This is a genomic window from Achromobacter arsenitoxydans SY8, assembly GCF_000236785.1.
Taxonomy (GTDB): Bacteria; Pseudomonadota; Gammaproteobacteria; order Burkholderiales; family Burkholderiaceae_B; genus Achromobacter; species Achromobacter arsenitoxydans.
The window spans coordinates 46,068-62,082 of record NZ_AGUF01000033.1 but is presented as its reverse complement, the minus strand read 5'-3'; the positions used below and the strand labels follow the sequence as shown (position 1 = coordinate 62,082).

At 67.5% G+C, this 16,015-nt stretch carries 22 protein-coding genes; 14 read left to right on the top strand and 8 right to left on the bottom strand.

Features of this window, described 5'->3' with window-relative positions; genetic code table 11:
• Positions 1-29 precede the first annotated feature (29 nt).
• On the top strand, positions 30-1,259 hold the full coding sequence (fmdA, locus tag KYC_RS07765; protein WP_008160685.1) for a formamidase: 1,230 nt from the start codon (positions 30-32) through the stop codon (positions 1,257-1,259).
• Positions 1,260-1,268: 9 nt separating this feature from the next.
• On the top strand, positions 1,269-1,601 hold the full coding sequence (locus KYC_RS07760; protein WP_008160684.1) for an FmdB family zinc ribbon protein: 333 nt from the start codon (positions 1,269-1,271) through the stop codon (positions 1,599-1,601).
• 43 nt (positions 1,602-1,644) lie between these two features.
• On the opposite strand, the gene KYC_RS07755 is transcribed toward KYC_RS07760, so the two are convergent.
• Positions 1,645-2,112: a MarR family winged helix-turn-helix transcriptional regulator gene (locus KYC_RS07755; RefSeq protein WP_008160682.1), complete on the bottom strand. Its 468-nt coding sequence runs from the start codon at positions 2,110-2,112 to the stop codon at positions 1,645-1,647.
• Between the two features lie 172 nt (positions 2,113-2,284).
• Here KYC_RS07755 and badH point away from each other — a divergent pair, with 172 nt between their 5' ends.
• The 4 genes from badH (at position 2,285) to aliA (ending at position 6,831) form a co-directional block, all read left to right on the top strand.
• Positions 2,285-3,052 (top strand): 2-hydroxycyclohexanecarboxyl-CoA dehydrogenase, encoded by a 768-nt coding sequence (gene badH / locus KYC_RS07750; protein ID WP_043517857.1) that lies wholly within the window; start codon positions 2,285-2,287, stop codon positions 3,050-3,052.
• Positions 3,053-3,088: 36 nt separating this feature from the next.
• Positions 3,089-3,871, top strand: a complete 783-nt coding sequence (gene badI / locus KYC_RS07745) for a 2-ketocyclohexanecarboxyl-CoA hydrolase (protein ID WP_008160678.1) — start codon at positions 3,089-3,091, stop codon at positions 3,869-3,871.
• A gap of 108 nt (positions 3,872-3,979) precedes the next feature.
• Positions 3,980-5,131: a cyclohexanecarboxyl-CoA dehydrogenase gene (gene aliB / locus KYC_RS07740; protein WP_008160675.1), complete on the top strand. Its 1,152-nt coding sequence runs from the start codon at positions 3,980-3,982 to the stop codon at positions 5,129-5,131.
• Positions 5,132-5,175: 44 nt separating this feature from the next.
• Positions 5,176-6,831, top strand: a complete 1,656-nt coding sequence (gene aliA / locus KYC_RS07735) for a cyclohexanecarboxylate-CoA ligase (protein WP_008160673.1) — start codon at positions 5,176-5,178, stop codon at positions 6,829-6,831.
• Here the strand turns inward: aliA and KYC_RS07730 are convergent.
• Together KYC_RS07730 and KYC_RS07725 are read right to left on the bottom strand one after the other, a co-directional pair.
• Entirely contained in the window at positions 6,828-7,577 is a 750-nt protein-coding gene (locus KYC_RS07730; RefSeq protein WP_008160671.1) for an ABC transporter substrate-binding protein, read from the bottom strand. The two genes, aliA and KYC_RS07730, sit on opposite strands and share 4 nt — an antisense overlap.
• Positions 7,578-7,659: 82 nt before the next feature.
• Positions 7,660-8,085: a copper resistance protein NlpE gene (locus KYC_RS07725; RefSeq protein WP_008160669.1), complete on the bottom strand. Its 426-nt coding sequence runs from the start codon at positions 8,083-8,085 to the stop codon at positions 7,660-7,662.
• A gap of 195 nt (positions 8,086-8,280) precedes the next feature.
• Between KYC_RS07725 and KYC_RS07720 the strand changes: the two genes are divergently transcribed.
• From KYC_RS07720 to KYC_RS07685, 8 genes are all read left to right on the top strand, one after another.
• Entirely contained in the window at positions 8,281-8,754 is a 474-nt protein-coding gene (locus KYC_RS07720) for an OsmC family protein (RefSeq protein WP_008160667.1), read from the top strand.
• Positions 8,755-8,784: 30 nt separating this feature from the next.
• Entirely contained in the window at positions 8,785-9,360 is a 576-nt protein-coding gene (locus tag KYC_RS07715) for a GNAT family N-acetyltransferase (RefSeq protein WP_008160664.1), read from the top strand.
• A gap of 71 nt (positions 9,361-9,431) precedes the next feature.
• Positions 9,432-9,668, top strand: coding sequence for a cysteine hydrolase family protein (locus KYC_RS07710; RefSeq protein ID WP_008160661.1), 237 nt, complete (start codon positions 9,432-9,434; stop codon positions 9,666-9,668).
• A 5-nt stretch (positions 9,669-9,673) separates the two neighbouring features.
• Positions 9,674-9,898 (top strand): DUF3820 family protein, encoded by a 225-nt coding sequence (locus KYC_RS07705; RefSeq protein ID WP_008160660.1) that lies wholly within the window; start codon positions 9,674-9,676, stop codon positions 9,896-9,898.
• 154 nt (positions 9,899-10,052) lie between these two features.
• Positions 10,053-10,370 carry a hypothetical protein gene (locus KYC_RS07700; protein WP_008160657.1) on the top strand — a complete coding sequence of 106 codons (318 nt, stop codon included), beginning with the start codon at positions 10,053-10,055 and terminating at the stop codon, positions 10,368-10,370.
• A gap of 85 nt (positions 10,371-10,455) precedes the next feature.
• Positions 10,456-11,709, top strand: a complete 1,254-nt coding sequence (locus tag KYC_RS07695; RefSeq protein ID WP_008160654.1) for an Hsp70 family protein — start codon at positions 10,456-10,458, stop codon at positions 11,707-11,709.
• A gap of 86 nt (positions 11,710-11,795) precedes the next feature.
• Complete coding sequence (locus KYC_RS07690) at positions 11,796-12,383, top strand: NUDIX domain-containing protein (protein ID WP_008160652.1); 588 nt, start codon at positions 11,796-11,798, stop codon at positions 12,381-12,383.
• 27 nt (positions 12,384-12,410) lie between these two features.
• Complete coding sequence (locus tag KYC_RS07685; RefSeq protein ID WP_008160650.1) at positions 12,411-12,746, top strand: 2Fe-2S iron-sulfur cluster-binding protein; 336 nt, start codon at positions 12,411-12,413, stop codon at positions 12,744-12,746.
• On the opposite strand, the gene KYC_RS07680 is transcribed toward KYC_RS07685, so the two are convergent.
• The 5 genes from KYC_RS07680 to KYC_RS07660 form a co-directional block, all read right to left on the bottom strand.
• Complete coding sequence (locus tag KYC_RS07680; RefSeq protein ID WP_008160648.1) at positions 12,727-13,125, bottom strand: hypothetical protein; 399 nt, start codon at positions 13,123-13,125, stop codon at positions 12,727-12,729. The two genes, KYC_RS07685 and KYC_RS07680, sit on opposite strands and share 20 nt — an antisense overlap.
• A gap of 22 nt (positions 13,126-13,147) precedes the next feature.
• On the bottom strand, positions 13,148-13,849 hold the full coding sequence (locus KYC_RS07675; RefSeq protein WP_008160645.1) for a DUF899 domain-containing protein: 702 nt from the start codon (positions 13,847-13,849) through the stop codon (positions 13,148-13,150).
• 58 nt (positions 13,850-13,907) lie between these two features.
• Positions 13,908-14,357: an SRPBCC family protein gene (locus KYC_RS07670; RefSeq protein WP_043517844.1), complete on the bottom strand. Its 450-nt coding sequence runs from the start codon at positions 14,355-14,357 to the stop codon at positions 13,908-13,910.
• The gene (locus KYC_RS07665; protein ID WP_008160640.1) at positions 14,258-14,695 is read right to left on the bottom strand and encodes an ArsR/SmtB family transcription factor; all 438 of its coding nucleotides are present in this window, start codon (positions 14,693-14,695) and stop codon (positions 14,258-14,260) included. Before KYC_RS07665 ends, KYC_RS07670 begins: the two co-directional genes overlap by 100 nt.
• A 131-nt stretch (positions 14,696-14,826) precedes the next feature.
• The gene (locus KYC_RS07660) at positions 14,827-16,005 is read right to left on the bottom strand and encodes a hypothetical protein (protein WP_043517842.1); all 1,179 of its coding nucleotides are present in this window, start codon (positions 16,003-16,005) and stop codon (positions 14,827-14,829) included.
• Positions 16,006-16,015: the final 10 nt, after the last annotated feature.

Sequence of the window (16,015 nt, the reverse complement as noted above, 5' to 3'; positions counted from 1 at the left end):
TCAACTCGTCACGACGGAGATGAAAGAGAATGACCAACACGCTTATCAGTGTCGATCTGGAACAATCCCCCTACGAGAACAAGCAGATCCACAACCGCTGGCATCCGGATATCCCGATGGCCGTGTGGGTGAAGCCTGGGGACGATTTCATCCTGGAAACCTACGACTGGACCGGCGGCGCGATCAAGAATGACGACAGCGCGGACGATGTGCGCGACGTGGACCTGTCCACTGTCCATTTCCTGTCCGGGCCGGTGGGCGTGGAAGGCGCGGAGCCGGGCGATCTGCTGGTGGTCGACCTGCTGGATATCGGCGCCAAGCCCGACAGCCTGTGGGGCTTCAATGGCTTTTTCAGCCGCAATAATGGCGGCGGATTTCTGACTGATCATTTTCCGCACGCGCAGAAATCCATCTGGGATTTCCATGGCATGTTTACGTCGTCGCGCCATATTCCGGGCGTGAATTTCGCGGGCCTGATCCATCCAGGGCTGATCGGCTGCCTGCCGGACAAGAAGCTGCTGGACACCTGGAACCAGCGCGAGCAGGCGCTGATCGACACCAATCCGAACCGCGTGCCTCCGCTGGCCAATCCGCCCGCGCCCAAGACCGCCCACATGGGCGCGCTGCAGGGCGCGGACCGCGATAAGGCGGCCGCGGAAGGCGCGCGCACGGTGCCGCCGCGCGAGCATGGCGGCAATTGCGACATCAAGGACCTGTCGCGCGGCGCCCGCGTGTTTTTTCCGGTGTACGTGAAGGGCGGCGGGCTGTCGGTGGGCGATCTGCATTTCTCGCAGGGCGACGGCGAAATCACTTTCTGCGGCGCCATTGAAATGGCGGGCTGGGTGCACATGCGCGTATCGCTGATCAAGGGCGGCATGGAGAAGTACGCGATCAAGAACCCCATTTTCAAGCCCAGCCCGATCACGCCCGCCTACAAGGACTTCCTGATCTTCGAAGGCATTTCCGTGGACGAGGGCGGCAAGCAGCACTACCTGGACGTGAACGTGGCTTACCGGCAGGCCTGCCTGAACGCGATCGAATACCTGAAGAAGTTCGGCTATTCGGGGGCGCAGGCGTATTCGCTGCTGGGCTGCGCGCCGGTGCAGGGGCATATCAGCGGCGTGGTGGATATTCCCAACTCCTGCGCGACGCTGTGGCTGCCCACCGAGATCTTCGATTTCGACATCCAGCCGTCGGCAGCGGGGCCTGTCAAGCACATCAAGGGCGACGTGGATATGCCGCTGTCGCGCGACCGCTAGGAGACGACGATGCCGATGTATGACTATGCCTGCGCGGGCTGCGGCGAATTCGCGGCGCTGCGGCCGCTGGCGCAGTGGCGCGATCCGGCGGCCTGCCCGCAGTGCGGGGCGATGTCCGGCCGCATCGTGGGCGGGGCGCCAGCGATATCGGCGCTGTCGTCGGCCGTGAACCGGGCGCGGGCGTCCAACGAGCGCAGCGCGAACGAGCCGCGCAGTTCGCGCGCGGGGCACGGCATGAACTGCGGGTGCTGCTCAGGCGGCCGCAGCCGGGGCAAGACCCGCATGTCGGCCGATGGTGGAAAGTCCTTCGCGGGCGCGCGGCCCTGGATGATCAGCCACTAGCGGGCAGGCGGCGCGCTGCGCCGCCTTGTGCGCCTGGCCGACGCTACTCCGTGTCGTCCCGTCCCGCTTCCTTGTCCAGGCCTTGCATGTTGTCCAGCAGCTTCAGCAGGTAGTGCAGGGTGTGGCTCAGGTCGCCCATGGAGAAGTCGGCCAGCGCGCCTTCGTAGTAGTCATGGATGCGCGGAATTGCGTCCTGCGTCCACACCTTGCGGCCTTGCTCGGTCATTGTGACCAGGCGCGAACGCCGGTCGCGGCCGTCGGGCGCGCTGGCGATATGCCCGTCGCGCTCCATCCGGCTGATCAGGCCCGACAGGCTTTGCCGGCTGACCATCAGATAGCGCGCCAGGTCGCCCACGCTCATGCCGCCGCCCGCCTCGGGGCGCGACAGCGCGCCCAGCACCGCCCACTGCTGTGTGGTCAGGCCCAGGTGCTCCACCGCCCGGCTGCCGGTTTTATGCAGCATGTTTGCACATTGATACAGTCTGAAGAACAACCGGTTGGCCAGCTCCATTCTGGCTATTTCGGTATTTTTATTAGGGTTTTTCATAGGATTTTTTCACAGGATTCCGGCTTGATAGCCCATGGCGGTAGGCCTAATATACGTCAACATGTTTACGTATATTGGCTTGGGCCTGCATTCGTCGAGCAAGGATACCAAGCCTGCAACCCGGGCAGAGGAAATCATGCAAAGACTCGCAGGCAAGACGGCTATCGTGACGGGCGGCGGCGGCGGCATCGGGGGGGCGACCTGCCGGCGCTTTGCCCGGGAAGGCGCCGCGGTGGCGATCCTGGATCTGAACGCGGACCACGCGCAACGCGTCGCGGACGACATTGAAGCGGCGGGCGGGCGCGCCTTGGCCATCGCCTGCGATATCACGCAGCGGGCCCAAGTCGACGCCGCCGTGGCGCAGGCTGAGTCCTCCCTGGGCCCTATCGACATCCTGGTCAATAACGCCGGCTGGGACGTGTTCAAGCCTTTCACCAAGACCGAGCCCGTGCAGTGGGACCGGCTGATCGCCATCAATCTGCTCGGCGCGCTGCATTTGCATCATGCGGTGCTGCCCGGCATGGCTGCGCGCAAGGCGGGGCGCATCGTGAACATCGCCTCGGACGCGGCGCGCGTGGGGTCTTCCGGCGAGGCCGTCTACGCCGCATGCAAGGGCGGGATCGTGGCGTTTTCCAAGACCATCGCGCGGGAACACGCGCGGCACGGCATCACCGTCAATGTGGTGTGTCCCGGCCCGACGGATACGGCGTTGTTCGCGGACTACAAGGAGGGCGCGGGCAATCCCGAAAAACTGCTGGAGGCCTTCACTCGCGCCATTCCCCTGGGCCGCATCGGCCAGCCGGACGACCTGCCCGGCGCGATCCTGTTCTTTGCCAGCGACGACGCCGCCTATGTCACGGGGCAGGTGCTCAGCGTGTCCGGCGGGCTGACGATGCACGGCTGATGCCGCGCCGCCCGCCATTCCCCATCTGGAGCCATGATGAACTACGAAGACATACTCTACGAAGTCCGCGACGGCGCGGCCTGGATCACGATCAACCGCCCCGAAAAAATGAACGCGTTTCGCGGCCGCACCTGCGATGAGCTGATCCATGCGATCAACCACGCGGGCTACGCGGCGGACATAGGTGTGATCGTATTGGCCGGCGCGGGCGAAAAGGCCTTCTGCACGGGCGGGGACCAGTCCGCCCATGCCGGCCAATACGACGGCCGCGGCACTATCGGCCTGCCGATGGAAGAACTGCACAACGCCATCCGCGACGTGCCCAAGCCGGTGATCGCCCGCGTCCAGGGCTATGCCATTGGCGGCGGAAACGTGCTGTGCACCATCTGCGATTTCACGATCGCGTCGGAAAAGGCGGTGTTCGGGCAAGTCGGGCCGAAGGTGGGCTCAGTGGACCCGGGATACGGCACGGCGTACCTTGCGCGCGTGGTGGGCGAAAAGAAGGCGCGCGAGATCTGGTACCTGTGCCGCCGCTATCCGGCCGCCGAGGCGCTGGCCATGGGGCTGGTCAATGCCGTGGTGCCGCACGAACAGCTCGACGAAGAGATCGGCAGATGGTGCGCCGAGATCATGGAAAAGAGCCCGACAGCGATCGCCATCGCCAAGCGCTCGTTCAACATGGACACGGCGCATCAGGCCGGCATCGCAGGTATGGGCATGTACGCGCTGAAGCTCTATTACGACACCGAGGAATCGCGCGAGGGCGTGCGCGCCTTCCAGGAAAAGCGCAAGCCCGACTTCCGCCAGTTCGCCAAGTAGGGCTGGCAAGGGAAAGCAGCAGCGCGGCGGCCGCCCATCCGGGCGGGCCGCGCAGCGCACACATAGAGAGAGCGCGCCGCAACGATCGGCGGGCCCGAAGGAGACCGCATGAATCCCTATATCGACGAGGATCTGTCCGTGCTGGCCGAGCACGCGGGGCGCTTTGCCGACGGGCGCATCGCGCCGGGTTTTTTGGAGCGCGACAGGACGCGCGTGCTGGACCGCGGCCTGATGCGGGAAATGGGGCGCATGGGTTTCATCGCGCCCGAGCTGCCGGAAGCATACGGCGGGCAGGGCATGGGGAGCCTGGCCGCCGGCGTGATCCATGAACAGATTGCGCGCGCGGATCTGAGCATGTCGTACGTGAATCTGCTGGCGTCTCTGAACGGGCAGATTTTGGCGCATCACGGCCAGCCCGAGGTCGCGCGGCCTTGGCTTGCGCGGCTTACGCAGGGCGACGCGCTGCTGGCGATCGCACTGACCGAACCGCGCGGCGGCTCGGACGCGGCCAACCTTAAGCTGCGCGTGGAGCGCGTCGACGGGCACTACGTGCTGAACGGGGAGAAGACCTCGATCTCCGCGGCGGACCAGGCCGATGCGGCGGTGGTGTTCGGCCGCAGCGGAGCGGCGGATTCGGGCGCGCATGGGGTGACGGCCTTGCTGGTGCCGATGGACCTGCCGGGCGTCACTCGCAACCGCTTCGATTGCCACGGCCAGCGTGCCATCGGGCGCGGATCCTTGTTCTTCGAGAATGTGCGGGTGCCGGCGGACCACCTGCTGGGCGCCGAGGGCGAAGGCTTTGTCCAGGTGATGCAGGGCTTCGACTATTCCCGCGCGCTGATCGGATTGCAGGTGCTGGCGGTGGCGCGCGCCGCGCTGGACGAAACTTGGGAGTATGCGGCGCAGCGCGAGGCCTTCGGAAAGCCGTTGACGGCGTTCCAGGGCGTGTCGCATCCGCTGGCCGAAGGCGAGACCCAGGTCGAGGCGGCCCGCCTGCTGTGCCTGCAGACGCTGTGGCTGAAGGACAGGGGCCTGCCGCACAGCTCGCAGGCGGCCATGTGCAAGTGGTGGGCGCCCAAGCTGGCCTATGACGTGGTGCACCAGTGCCTCCTGACCTTCGGCCATGGCGGCTACGACCGGGGCGTGATGGAGCAGCGGCTGCGCGACGTGCTGGGCTTTCAGATCGGGGACGGCACCGCGCAGATCATGAAGATCATCATTGCGCGCAACCGCGCGGGGCGACGGGCCGTGCCGGCCTGAAGCCCGGCGGCAGGGGCCGCTATGACCATAACGGAGACAGAGCCATGGAATTCGACGCCGTACTGATTGCGCCGCGCCGCGCAGAGAGCATCGCGCGCGGGTGGTGGCCGGACCGCACGATCAACGACCTGCTGGACGACTATGCGACGTCCCATCCGAACAAGGTTGCGCTGACCGCCGTGCAGGCGGAGTCTGGCGTCCAGCAGCCGTTCACCAGCCGCCAGTTGGCCGTCTTGGCAGACCGCGCCGCCGTGGGGCTGGCGCGGCTGGGCGTGGGGCGGGGCGATGTGGTCGCATGCCAGCTTCCCAACGGCTGGCAGTTCGTCGTCACGTACCTGGCGTGTTCGCGCATCGGCGCGGTCATGAATCCGCTGATGCACATCTTCCGCCAGCGCGAGCTGTCATTCATGTTGCGCCACAGCGAGGCGCGTGTGCTCATCGTTCCTCAGCGCTTCCGGGGCTTTGACTATCCGTCGATGGTCGACGGGCTGCGAGCCGACCTGCCGCAACTGGAGCATGTGATCGTGGCGGGCGGACCCGGGCCCGACAGCTTCGAAGCGCGGCTGAGCGATCCCGCCTGGGAGCGCGAGTCCGATGCGCACGAGATCTTGATCACTTGCCGCCCCGGGCCGGACGACGTCACGCAACTGATGTACACGTCCGGCACCACGGGCGAACCCAAGGGCGTGATGCACACGGCCAATACCTGCCTGTCGAACATCGCGGCCTACGCCAGCCGCCTGCGGCTGGGCTCCGCCGACGTGGTGCTGATGGGATCGCCGATGGCGCACCAAACGGGGTTCATGTATGGCCTGATGATGCCGTTTTATCTGCAGGCCAGCGCGGTGACGCTCGATGTCTGGAACGCGGCGACGGCCGCCGCCCTGATGCGTGAGCACGGCGTCACCTTCAGTATGGCGTCCACGCCGTTCCTGACGGACCTCGCGCGCGAAGTCGCCCAGTCGGGCATGCCGGTGCCGTCGCTGCGCACCTTTCTATGCGCGGGCGCGCCCATTCCCGGGCCGCTGGTCGAGCAGGCCAGCCGCACGCTGGGGGCCAAGATCATCTCGGCCTGGGGCATGACCGAGAACGGCGCCGTGACGTTGACCCTGCCGGACGACGACGATGAGCGCGCCTGCACGACGGACGGAACGCCGTTGCCCGGCGTCGAGGTCAAGGTGACGGACGCGTCGGGCGCCACGCTGCCGGCGGGCAGCGAAGGCTATCTGTGGCTGCGGTCGTGCTCCAACTTCGGCGGATATTTGAAGCGGCCGCAGCTCAATGCGACGGACGGGGACGGGTGGTTCGATACGGGCGACATGGCTCGAATCGACGCCACGGGTTACTTGCGGATCACGGGCCGCAGCAAGGACGTGATCATCCGCGGCGGCGAGAACATCCCGGTGGTCGAGATCGAGTCCCTGCTGTACCGCCATCCTGCGGTCGCGATGGCCGCCATCGTGGCCTATCCGGATGACAGGCTGGGCGAGCGCGCGTGCGCGGTGGTTGCGCTGAAAAGCGGCCAGGCGCTGGAACTGCCTGCGCTGGTGGATTTCCTGAAGGGCTGCGGCGTCGCGGTCCAGTACATCCCGGAAAGGCTCGAAATCCGGGATGCCCTGCCGACGACGCCCAGCGGCAAGGTGCAGAAATTCAGGCTGCGCCAGATGCTGGCCGAGGCCCGGCCGGCATCTGAGGCCTAGGCCTGCGAGTCCGCTTCCAGCGGCGCCACGGCGGCGCCCTGGATCTTGTGGCGCGCCAGCGCCTCGGCGACGAAGCCCGACTTCTTCATGGCTTCGACGAAGGCAGACAGGTAGGCGCTGGCCTTGTCGCCGCGGCTCTTGGGCACGCCCATGGCCTGGCGGATCAGCATGAAGTGGCCGTCCAGCAGGCGCAGGCCGCCCAGGCGCTGGGCATCGGCCTGGAGCTGCTGTTTCACGCCTGCGGCGACCTCCATGTTTTCCTGCAGGAAGGTGTCGACGACGGCGGGCGAGGTCGGCGCGCGGAAGATCTCGGCCTGCTTGAGTTCGCGGGTCAGGTACAGGTCATAGGCGCTGCCCTTGCCGACCACCACGCGCAGGCCTTTGCTGTCGACCTCGTCATTGCCGTTGATGGGAGAGTCCTGGCGCACCAGGTAGGCGCCCTCTATGACGACGTAGGGCGCGGTGAAGGCGATCTGCTCGCCGCGCAGCGGGTCGATGGCGAAGAAGCCCACGTCGGCCTGTTCGGCCGCCACCGCGTTGACGGATTCGCCGGCGGACTTGAACACGACGAGTTCCAGCTTGACGTCCAGGCGGCGCGCAAGCTCGGTGGCCAAGTCCACCGACACGCCGCCGGGCTGGCCGGTGGCGGGGTCGGTATTGGCCAGGATGGGGTTGCCCAGGTTGATGGAGGCGCGCAGCACGCCCGTGGGAGCGAAAGCGGAAAGCAATTCGTGATCGGTCTTCATGGCTTCCTTGCTGGGAGGGGAGCGCGCCGCCGGGCGCGCTCGATGCCAGAGGATAGCCGCAAAGCGGCCAGAGGCGCGACGCTTATTGAACGCGGCGCAGGATGTAGTGGCCCGCCAGCGGACCGGTGGGGCGCGTGCCGTCGCGGTAGAGCATCGTAAGCTGGTTCTCGCCCACGAAGTAGCGCTGGCTGTCGCCAGCGGCGTCCAGCCGGATCGTGCCGCCGTCGGATTCCCAATTGAAGGTGCCCGACACGATCTCGGGTTGCGGCTGGCGGTCCAGGTACTGGGTCAGCTTTTCGTAGCGGCCGTCCTTCATCAGGGTGAGGCGGGTGCGAATACCCGGGCAGTCGGCGCAGGGCAGGGTGCCTTCGTAGCTGCCCGGCCAGTCCAGCGAGTCGCGGGACGTGTGGTGGTCCACGGGCACGGAACGGGCGTCGAAGGGTTTGGATGGGGCGCAGCCGGCAAGCAGCGCAAGACTCAGGGTGCAGGTCAGGGTGGTTTTCATCATGGCGAGCTCCTGTGTGACAAACGGCTGGATGCGTATCACGATACGGACAGTAACTTGCCCATGCTGAAACTGGATGTAAGGCTAGCGAGCCGCACAGGGGTATCTGCCCGGGCCGGCCGTGCGTTAAGCTCGGCGTTCTTTGCGCGGCGGCCGCGGCATCGGGCCACGCCCGTGGCGCCAACGGGGAATGCAGGCATGAAAGGCGAACACCACTACACCGTTACCGTGGACTGGACCGGCAATACCGGCACGGGCACCTCCAGCTATGCGGCCTATTCCCGGGATCACCTGATCCAGGCCGCCGGCAAGCCCGATGTGCCGGGCTCGTCGGACCCGGCCTTCCGGGGCGATCCGGCGCGCTGGAATCCCGAGGACATGCTGGTGGCCTCGCTGTCCGCCTGCCATAAGCTCTGGTACTTGCATTTCTGTGCAGTCGAAGGCGTGACGGTCGAGGCCTACCGGGATGAAGCCGTGGGCGTCATGGTCGAAGACCGCGAGCGCGGCGGGGCGTTTGCGCAGGTTACGCTGCGCCCGCAAGTCACCATCCGGGCCGGCGATGATACGGCGCTGGCCCAGGAACTGCACGAACGCGCGCACCATTTCTGCTTCATCGCGAATTCCGTGAATTTTCCGGTGCATTGCGAGCCGCGTATTCTTACTGCGTCGTGAGTCGCGCAACCTTTCCGCGCAAAGAGAGCTATGACGACGATGTTTCCTGACTGGTCTAAAGCGCTTCCGGTCCTGGGCGTGTCCGGCATGCGTCTGCGCGCGCTGCGCGAGGACGACGGGGCGGCGTGGTATGCCTATCTGAGCCAGGAGGCCGTCATCCGGCATACAAGCTGGCGGCTGGATGGTCCTGGCGACCTGGCCGAGTTGATCCGCGCCTACGCGCAGCCTGACCTTTCGCACAGCGTGCGATGGGCAATAGTCGGCCCGGACGACCAACTGGCTGGCACGATAGGGCTGAACGAGATCGCGCCGGCTCACCGCCGCGCAGAAATCGCCTACGACATTGCGCCAGCGTTTTGGCGGCAGGGGCTCGCCTCCAAAGCTTGCGCAGCGGTGAGCGACTGGGCGTTGCTGGTGCAGGGGTTTGCGCGCATCCAGGCTACGGTGCTGGACTCCAACGCCGCGTCGGCGGCTGTGCTGGATCGCTGCCGCTACAGGCGCGAGGGCCTGTTGCACGCGTATCGCATGGTTCGCGGCGAGCCTCGCCACTTCTGGATGTATGCGCGCATCTGGCCGCCTCCCGTCGTGGGCGCAGAATGCGGCTGACGGCGGTTTGGATTGGCCATGCGGCTCGCGTTTGGCGGTAGACTCGCTGCGATCCGCCTTACGGAAACCCCATGACATCCGCCCTTATCGTGATCGACGTCCAGCGCGCGCTGTTCGAAACGTCGCCGCCGCCCTTTGAGGCCACCGAAGTCCTGGCCCGGATCAACGCGCTGGCCGATCGCGCCCGCGCGGCCGGCGCGCTGATCCGGGCGCACCACAACGCCACGCTGCCGGCGATTTCCAGCTTCGGCGTGAAGATCGCCGCCGTGCCCGCCGCCGATCTCTTTGCCGGCGGCGCGCCGCGCTGAATACGATGGATCCTGAACTGTTATCCCTTCTGGTGACGCGCGACATGCCTTTCGGCAAGTACAAGGGGCGGCTGATCGCCGACCTGCCGGGGCCCTATCTGGCGTGGTTCGCGCGCAAGGGCTTTCCGCCCGGGGAGCTAGGGCGCCTGCTGGCCCTGATGCATGAACTTGACCACAACGGCCTGTCTTCGCTGCTGGACCCCTTGCGCAAGAACCGGCGCGCGCCATAAGCCCAGGGCGCGAAACCGCAGGAAACAACTGGCGGGATTCGTGTAGCGTCTTGGCACGACGACGGGCGGCGGCTGGGGCTACGATATGGCGGCGCGCCCCGGGGCAGGCCATCGGCCCCGCTTACGGACGCAGGCTCATCGAACAGAGGTCGCCATGAACAAACGCTACATTTCCGCCATCCTGCTTGCCGCCCTGTGCGGGGCCGGCGCCGCACAGGCCCAGAACGCCGCGCCCGCCACCCAGGAAATCCAGTTCCCTTCCCGCGATGGCAGCCTGTCGCCGCCGTCGACGCTGCGCATGACGGTCACACCGGAATCTCCGCCGGTGGTGGTGCGCGATACGCCGGAAAGCCAGGCCGAATTCGCCCGCTGCCGCCAGGTGTCGGACCGCGCCGCCGTGTCCAATGCGCAGATGCAGGCCGGCCTGGATGCGTGCATGAGACAGCTCGAGCAGCGCCGCCAGCAGCAATAGGCGCGCCATCCCCCCGGGGGAATACGGGGGCGGAGTGGAAGCGGGTACACTTGTGCGCCGTTTTGCTTCCAGCCCCTGAATTCCCATGATTTCCACCGCATGCGGCGTCGACTTCGGCACCTCCAATTCCACCGTCGGCTGGAGCCGTCCCGACCAGCACGCGCTGCTGGCGCTGGAAGACGGCAAGACCACCTTGCCATCGGCCATCTTCTTCCATGACGAAGACGCCGAGGTCAGCTACGGCCGCGCGGCCATCTCCGATTACCTGGCGGGCTACGACGGACGCCTGATGCGCTCCATGAAGAGCCTGTTGGGCAGTTCGCTGATCGACGGTTCGACGGAAGTCCAGGGCCGCTCCATTCCCTTTCGCGTGCTGCTGACGCGCTTCATCGCCGAACTCAAGGCGCGCGCCGAGACCGCGGCGGGGCGCGGCTTCACGCGGGCCGTGCTGGGCCGGCCGGTGTTTTTCGTGGACGACAATAAAGCCGCCGACCAGACCGCCCAGGACACGCTGGAAGAAATCGCGCGCAGCGTAGGGTTCACGGATATCGAGTTCCAGTTTGAGCCGCTGGCCGCCGCGTTCGACTACGAATCGCAGATCGACCGCGAAGAGCTGGTGCTGGTCATCGACATCGGCGGCGGCACCTCGGACTTCTCGCTGATCCGCCTGGGCCCCGGCCGCGCCGGCCGGCCCGACCGCCGGGACGACATCCTCGCCTATGGCGGCGTGCACATCGGCGGGGTGGATTTCGACAAGCAGTTGAGCCTGGCGCACGTTATGCCCCTGCTGGGGCTGGGCAGCCAGTTGCGCAGCGGTAAGGACGTGCCTTCGACCCAGTACGGCAACCTGGCCTGCTGGCACACGATCAACCAGGCCTACACGCGCAAGGCGGCCGAACACTTCGCCTACATCCGCGCCGAGGCCGGCGACCGCGAAAAGATCGACCTGCTGCTCAATCTGGTCAAGGAACGCGCCGGCCACTGGGTGGCGGTGCAGGTCGAAGAGGCCAAGATCGCGCTGTCCGAATCGCCCGCCGCGCGCATCGACCTGTCGCGCGTTGCGCCGGACTTGGGCGTGGACGTGACGCGCCCGTCGTTCGACGCCTGCGTCGGCCGCCTGATCGAAAAGGTCGAGGCCACGGTCGGCCAGTTGCTGCGCGACGCCGGGGTGTCGACGGCGGACGTGGACACGGTGTTCTTCACCGGCGGTTCCAGCCGCGTGCCGCGCCTGCGCGAGACCGTGTCCGCGCTGGCTCCCTCCGCGCGCAGCGTGGAAGGCGACCTGTTCGGCAGCATCGGGGCCGGCCTGGCGCTGGACGCCGCGCGCAAGTTCGGCTGAGCGTATCCCGGCGGGCCGATGGTAAGCTGCCAGGCGTGCCCGGGGCGGTCCGCCGCCCCGCCGTTTTCCCAGATCCAGACGCCCTCATGACCCGCCCAACCGATACTCATCTCGTCGAAACGCTGCTGACCAGCGAAGCGTCGTACGACGGCAGTTTCCTGAAGATTCGCCGCGACACCGTCAGCCTGCCCAACGGCAACACTGGCATCCGCGAGTACGTGGTGCATCCGGGGGCGGTGGTGGTGATCCCGCTGCTGGACGACGGGCGCGTCCTGCTGGAACGCCAGTTCCGCTACCCCATCGGGCGCGTCATGACCGAGTTTCCCGCGGGCAAGCTCGATCCGGGCGAAGACCCGCTGGTTTGCGCCAAGCGCGAACTGCTTGAGGAAACGGGCTACACCGCGGACCAGTGGGCGCATGCCGGCGCCCTGCACCTGGCCATCGCCTATTCCACCGAAATCATCCACATCTACTTTGCGCGCGGCCTGCGCGCAGGGCCGCGCCAGCTCGACCAGGACGAGTTCCTGGATGTCATCAGCGCGCAGCCGGCGGAGCTGATCCAAGCCTGCAGCAAGGGCGAGGTGACCGACGCCAAGACGCTGACCTGCGTGCTGTGGATGCAGAACGTGCTGTCCGGCGCCTGGAAGCTGGATTGGCGCGACAGCGCCGCCTGAGCGGATTGCGCAGCGCATTTCGCCGGCATGGCCGCCCATCCCGTCCTCATCCAGCCGTCCGGCGTGCGCTTTGACGCGCCTGCCGGCACGCCGCTATTGCTGGCGGCGCAGGCGGCCGGCATCAAGCTGCCCAGCTCTTGCCGCAACGGCACCTGCCGCGCCTGCATGTGCCTGATGCTGGACGGCTCGGTGGTTTACGGCATCGAGTGGCCCGGCCTGTCGCGCGACGAAAAGGAAGAGGGCTGGATCCTGCCGTGCGTGGCGCAGGCGGCCTCCGCGCTGGAAATCCAGGCGCCCGGGGCCGCGCCGATCGAGGCCGAGCCGCCTGCGCCCGTGCGCCCGCTTACCGGCGCCAGGCGCTAAGCGCGCCCAAGGGCAGCAACGCGGCGGCCATGCCCGCCGCCATGCCCAGCACCATCCTGCCAAAGGGCGCTCCGCCCAGCGATTGCGCGGTCTCGATGCCAAGGCGCGCGCCCAGCACCATGCCAACCGCCATGAGCGCCGCGCACATCGCGCGCGTCGCCAGCGGCGCGGCCGCCTGCGGCTTGGGCCAGGGCAGCAGCGCCGCCAGGGTCATCGCGCCCGTGCTGGCGGGCATCAGCGCCGCGTGCCGCCACGCCATTTGCGCCAGCGTGCCTGGCGCGCCGCATTCGCTGGCCAGCAGTGCCGCGGGGATGCGCCACGTATCCACCAGCAGGCCGGCGGCCATCGCCGCCATGCAGGCCAGCCACAGGCCCGCCATGCCCCCGCCGGACGGCAGCCGCTTAAGCCTGGGCGTGGCAGGCTTTGCGCGCGGTGTCGCCGTAGCGGTCATGGTGGCGCACCCAGTCGCCCAGGTTGAAGTGCGGGCCGTGCTCGTTGCGGCCCAGCGGGGCGATATCCAGGTAGTTGTAGGCGCCCGCCAGGCGCTCCACGCCGCGCTCGAAGGTCGAATAGGTGTGGAAGATCTCGCCGTCAGGATCGCGGAAGAAGGCGCTGGCGCCCGAGCGCTCCTCGACGTCGCCGTCGGCCTTGGCCACGGACGCGCCCAGGTCGAAATTGAAGTCGCAACCCTCGGACGAGTACCAATCGAAGTCCCAGCCCATTCGCTGCTTGAACGCGGCCAGACGGGCGTAGGGTGCGCGCGATACCGCCACGACGGAGATATCGTGGTGGCGCAGGTGCATCAGGGCGCTGTCCATGTGATCGGCCAGGAACGAGCAGCCCACGCAGCCGTCCTCCCAATCGGGACTGAACATGAAGTGATAGACGATGAGCTGGCTGTTGCCCTGGAACAGGTGGTCCAGGCCATGCGCCCCGCGGGCATCCTGCACCTGGTAGGCCTTGTCCACCTTGACCCAGGGCAGGGCCATGCGGTCGCGGGCCAGGGCGTCCTGGGCGTGGGTCAGCTCTTTTTCGCGCCGCAGCAGCGCATCGCGCGCCAGATTCCATTGCGGACGGGATACGACGGGATGATCGGTTTGCATCGTACGGCTCCTTTGCGTAACGGGCCGGCGGGCCCGGGCAGCGGCGAACGGCGGAACGTCAGGCCGGGCTCGCCAGGTGGTCCGCCAGCCGGTCGAAGGCGCCCGACCAGCCATGCTCATGGCCGTCGCGGGTGGCTTGATCGACAAACGGGGTTTGCAGGAAGGCAAGCTCGGTGCCCGTACCTGCGGCGGTGAATTCAAGGGTGATCAACGAGGTTTCGTCGGGCGTGTCGCGCCATGCCCAGGTGAACACCAGCCGGCGCGGGTGCTCCACTTCCTGGTAATGGCCGCTGGCGTAGTGTTCGAGGCCGTCTTCGGTGACGAAGCCCACCTGGTAGGCGCCGCCCGTGCGCACGTCGGTCTCGGCCAGCAGCACGCGCCGCGTGCCGCCGGGGCCAAACCAGCGCATCAGCGCTTGCGGTTCCGTCCAGGCTCGCCAGACGCGTTCGACGGGGGCGTCGAAGCGCCGCTGGAGCCGGAGCTCGATGGGGGAGAGTCGGGTTGCCATGGGTCGATTTCCTCTTGGTGATAGAGATACCGCGCCAGCGAATCCAGTTGCCCGTTCCAGAATTTTTCGTAGCGGGCCAGCCAGTCGGAGGCGGCGCGCATGGGTTCGGGCGACAGGGTGCAGCTCACGACTCGCCCGTCCTTGGCGCGGGCGATCAGACCGGCGTCTTCCAGCACACGCAGGTGCTTCATGAATGCGGGCAGGGACATCGCATGGGGCTGGGCCAGCGCGCTGACGGACGCCGATCCCTGCTCCAGGTCCGCCAGCACCCGGCGCCGCGTGCTGTCCGCCAGCGCCGAAAAGATGCCATCCAGTATGTCGTCATTAAACTTAACCATGAGGTTAAGTTTTAGGCCTGCCGCAGCGCCATGTCAAGCCGGATCACTCCGGAGTTTCCCTAGGCGGCAGGGGGCGGGGCGCGGCCGGCGAAGAGCTGTCGGGAGGCGCCGAACACGCGGTCGGCGGGCGCCTACTTGCCGCGCGGCTTGATGATGTCGCAGGCCGCGGCGGTGCTGCCGGCCTGCGCGTCTTCGCCCAGCAGCGCGCGCACGCCGCAGATCGACCCGAACATGCGCTTGCTGTCGTGGCCCACGCCGCCCACTTCGAAGCTGGCGTGGCGCAGGGGGACGGATTTGGCGCCGCGGGCGGCGAGGACGTGCTCGTACTGCACGTAGCCCGTGCCGCGCGCCAGGCGGGTGGCGCCCTGGGCTTCCGCGCCGCAGGCCTTGTCCAGCAGGCGATGCTCGGGGTTGTTGTCGGCTCCGCCCAGCAGATAGACCACGTCGCGCGCAGCGTAGCGCACGAAGAGCCGGGAGTCGTCGGTTTCGCGGGCGTAGGCGGGCAGCTTGTCGGTGCCGTACTTGTACTGGTTGTAGGTGGGGCAGATGCCGCGTTCGTACGGCGCGTAGCCCTTGCCGTCGGCGCGGGGGCGCTCGTTGGTCAGGTACAGGTAGGACGACGGGTTGGCGATGACGTAGCGCAGCGTCAGACCGTCGCGGCGCAGCGCGCCGTCCGTGTTGTTCAGTACCGCGTAGCGGTGCACGAGCTGGGCGCCGGCGGAATGTCCCGCCAGCACGATGCCCGCCAGGGACGCCAGGCGCTTGCGGTCGTCCAGGCTGCGCAGAAGGTCGTCGAGCACCTGGAACGAACTGACCGGTGCGGGCCGGCCCGTCGCCTGGATGCTGTCTGCGCCGTCTTCCCAGCTAGCCTTGCGCCACGCCGCCATGCCGCCGAATCCGGAGTCGATCGACCCCGAAAAGCGGGGCGCCAGCACCAGCGTGTCGCGCGCGCGGGCGGGGTTGGCCGCGACGAGTTCGGCGGCGGTCTCGAAGTAGTGGTCGGCGTCGCGCTTGACGCCATGGATGACGACGAGCACGTGCTTGATGCCGCGCAGGTCGTCCTTGGTCAGGTCGCGGTTGGCGTAGACCGGCATCTTGTAGCGGTGGCCGGGCCTGCCCAGTTCGACTGCCTGCCAGCGCAGCGGCACCGCCCGCTTGGGCGCGGGCGTGGCTTCATCGTAATCGTAGGGATCGGGCAGGGGCGTCTGGGCGCGCGCGCCCAGGGGCGCCAACAGGGCGGCGACCAGCGACGCGGCCAAGCCGCGCGCCAGCCAGGTCCGGGACGCAGAGGTTGCAGGCGCGCGACGCATGGCGCGGCGT

Excerpts from the sequence above, each read along its gene's own strand:
- badH (WP_043517857.1), top strand. The coding sequence starts at position 2,285 with ATGCAAAGACTCGCAGGCAAGACGGCTATCGTGACGGGCGGCGGCGGC.
- KYC_RS07715 (WP_008160664.1), top strand. The coding sequence starts at position 8,785 with ATGACGACGATGTTTCCTGACTGGTCTAAAGCGCTTCCGGTCCTGGGC.
- aliB (WP_008160675.1), top strand. The coding sequence starts at position 3,980 with ATGAATCCCTATATCGACGAGGATCTGTCCGTGCTGGCCGAGCACGCG.
- KYC_RS07705 (WP_008160660.1), top strand. The coding sequence starts at position 9,674 with ATGGATCCTGAACTGTTATCCCTTCTGGTGACGCGCGACATGCCTTTC.
- aliA (WP_008160673.1), top strand. The coding sequence starts at position 5,176 with ATGGAATTCGACGCCGTACTGATTGCGCCGCGCCGCGCAGAGAGCATC.
- KYC_RS07710 (WP_008160661.1), top strand. The coding sequence starts at position 9,432 with ATGACATCCGCCCTTATCGTGATCGACGTCCAGCGCGCGCTGTTCGAA.
- KYC_RS07690 (WP_008160652.1), top strand. The coding sequence starts at position 11,796 with ATGACCCGCCCAACCGATACTCATCTCGTCGAAACGCTGCTGACCAGC.
- KYC_RS07730 (WP_008160671.1), bottom strand. The coding sequence starts at position 7,577 with ATGAAGACCGATCACGAATTGCTTTCCGCTTTCGCTCCCACGGGCGTG.
- KYC_RS07675 (WP_008160645.1), bottom strand. The coding sequence starts at position 13,849 with ATGCAAACCGATCATCCCGTCGTATCCCGTCCGCAATGGAATCTGGCG.
- KYC_RS07665 (WP_008160640.1), bottom strand. The coding sequence starts at position 14,695 with ATGGTTAAGTTTAATGACGACATACTGGATGGCATCTTTTCGGCGCTG.
- KYC_RS07700 (WP_008160657.1), top strand. The coding sequence starts at position 10,053 with ATGAACAAACGCTACATTTCCGCCATCCTGCTTGCCGCCCTGTGCGGG.
- KYC_RS07670 (WP_043517844.1), bottom strand. The coding sequence starts at position 14,357 with ATGGCAACCCGACTCTCCCCCATCGAGCTCCGGCTCCAGCGGCGCTTC.
- fmdA (WP_008160685.1), top strand. The coding sequence starts at position 30 with ATGACCAACACGCTTATCAGTGTCGATCTGGAACAATCCCCCTACGAG.
- KYC_RS07725 (WP_008160669.1), bottom strand. The coding sequence starts at position 8,085 with ATGATGAAAACCACCCTGACCTGCACCCTGAGTCTTGCGCTGCTTGCC.
- badI (WP_008160678.1), top strand. The coding sequence starts at position 3,089 with ATGAACTACGAAGACATACTCTACGAAGTCCGCGACGGCGCGGCCTGG.
- KYC_RS07720 (WP_008160667.1), top strand. The coding sequence starts at position 8,281 with ATGAAAGGCGAACACCACTACACCGTTACCGTGGACTGGACCGGCAAT.
- KYC_RS07760 (WP_008160684.1), top strand. The coding sequence starts at position 1,269 with ATGCCGATGTATGACTATGCCTGCGCGGGCTGCGGCGAATTCGCGGCG.
- KYC_RS07755 (WP_008160682.1), bottom strand. The coding sequence starts at position 2,112 with ATGGAGCTGGCCAACCGGTTGTTCTTCAGACTGTATCAATGTGCAAAC.
- KYC_RS07685 (WP_008160650.1), top strand. The coding sequence starts at position 12,411 with ATGGCCGCCCATCCCGTCCTCATCCAGCCGTCCGGCGTGCGCTTTGAC.
- KYC_RS07660 (WP_043517842.1), bottom strand. The coding sequence starts at position 16,005 with ATGCGTCGCGCGCCTGCAACCTCTGCGTCCCGGACCTGGCTGGCGCGC.
- KYC_RS07695 (WP_008160654.1), top strand. The coding sequence starts at position 10,456 with ATGATTTCCACCGCATGCGGCGTCGACTTCGGCACCTCCAATTCCACC.
- KYC_RS07680 (WP_008160648.1), bottom strand. The coding sequence starts at position 13,125 with ATGGCGGGCCTGTGGCTGGCCTGCATGGCGGCGATGGCCGCCGGCCTG.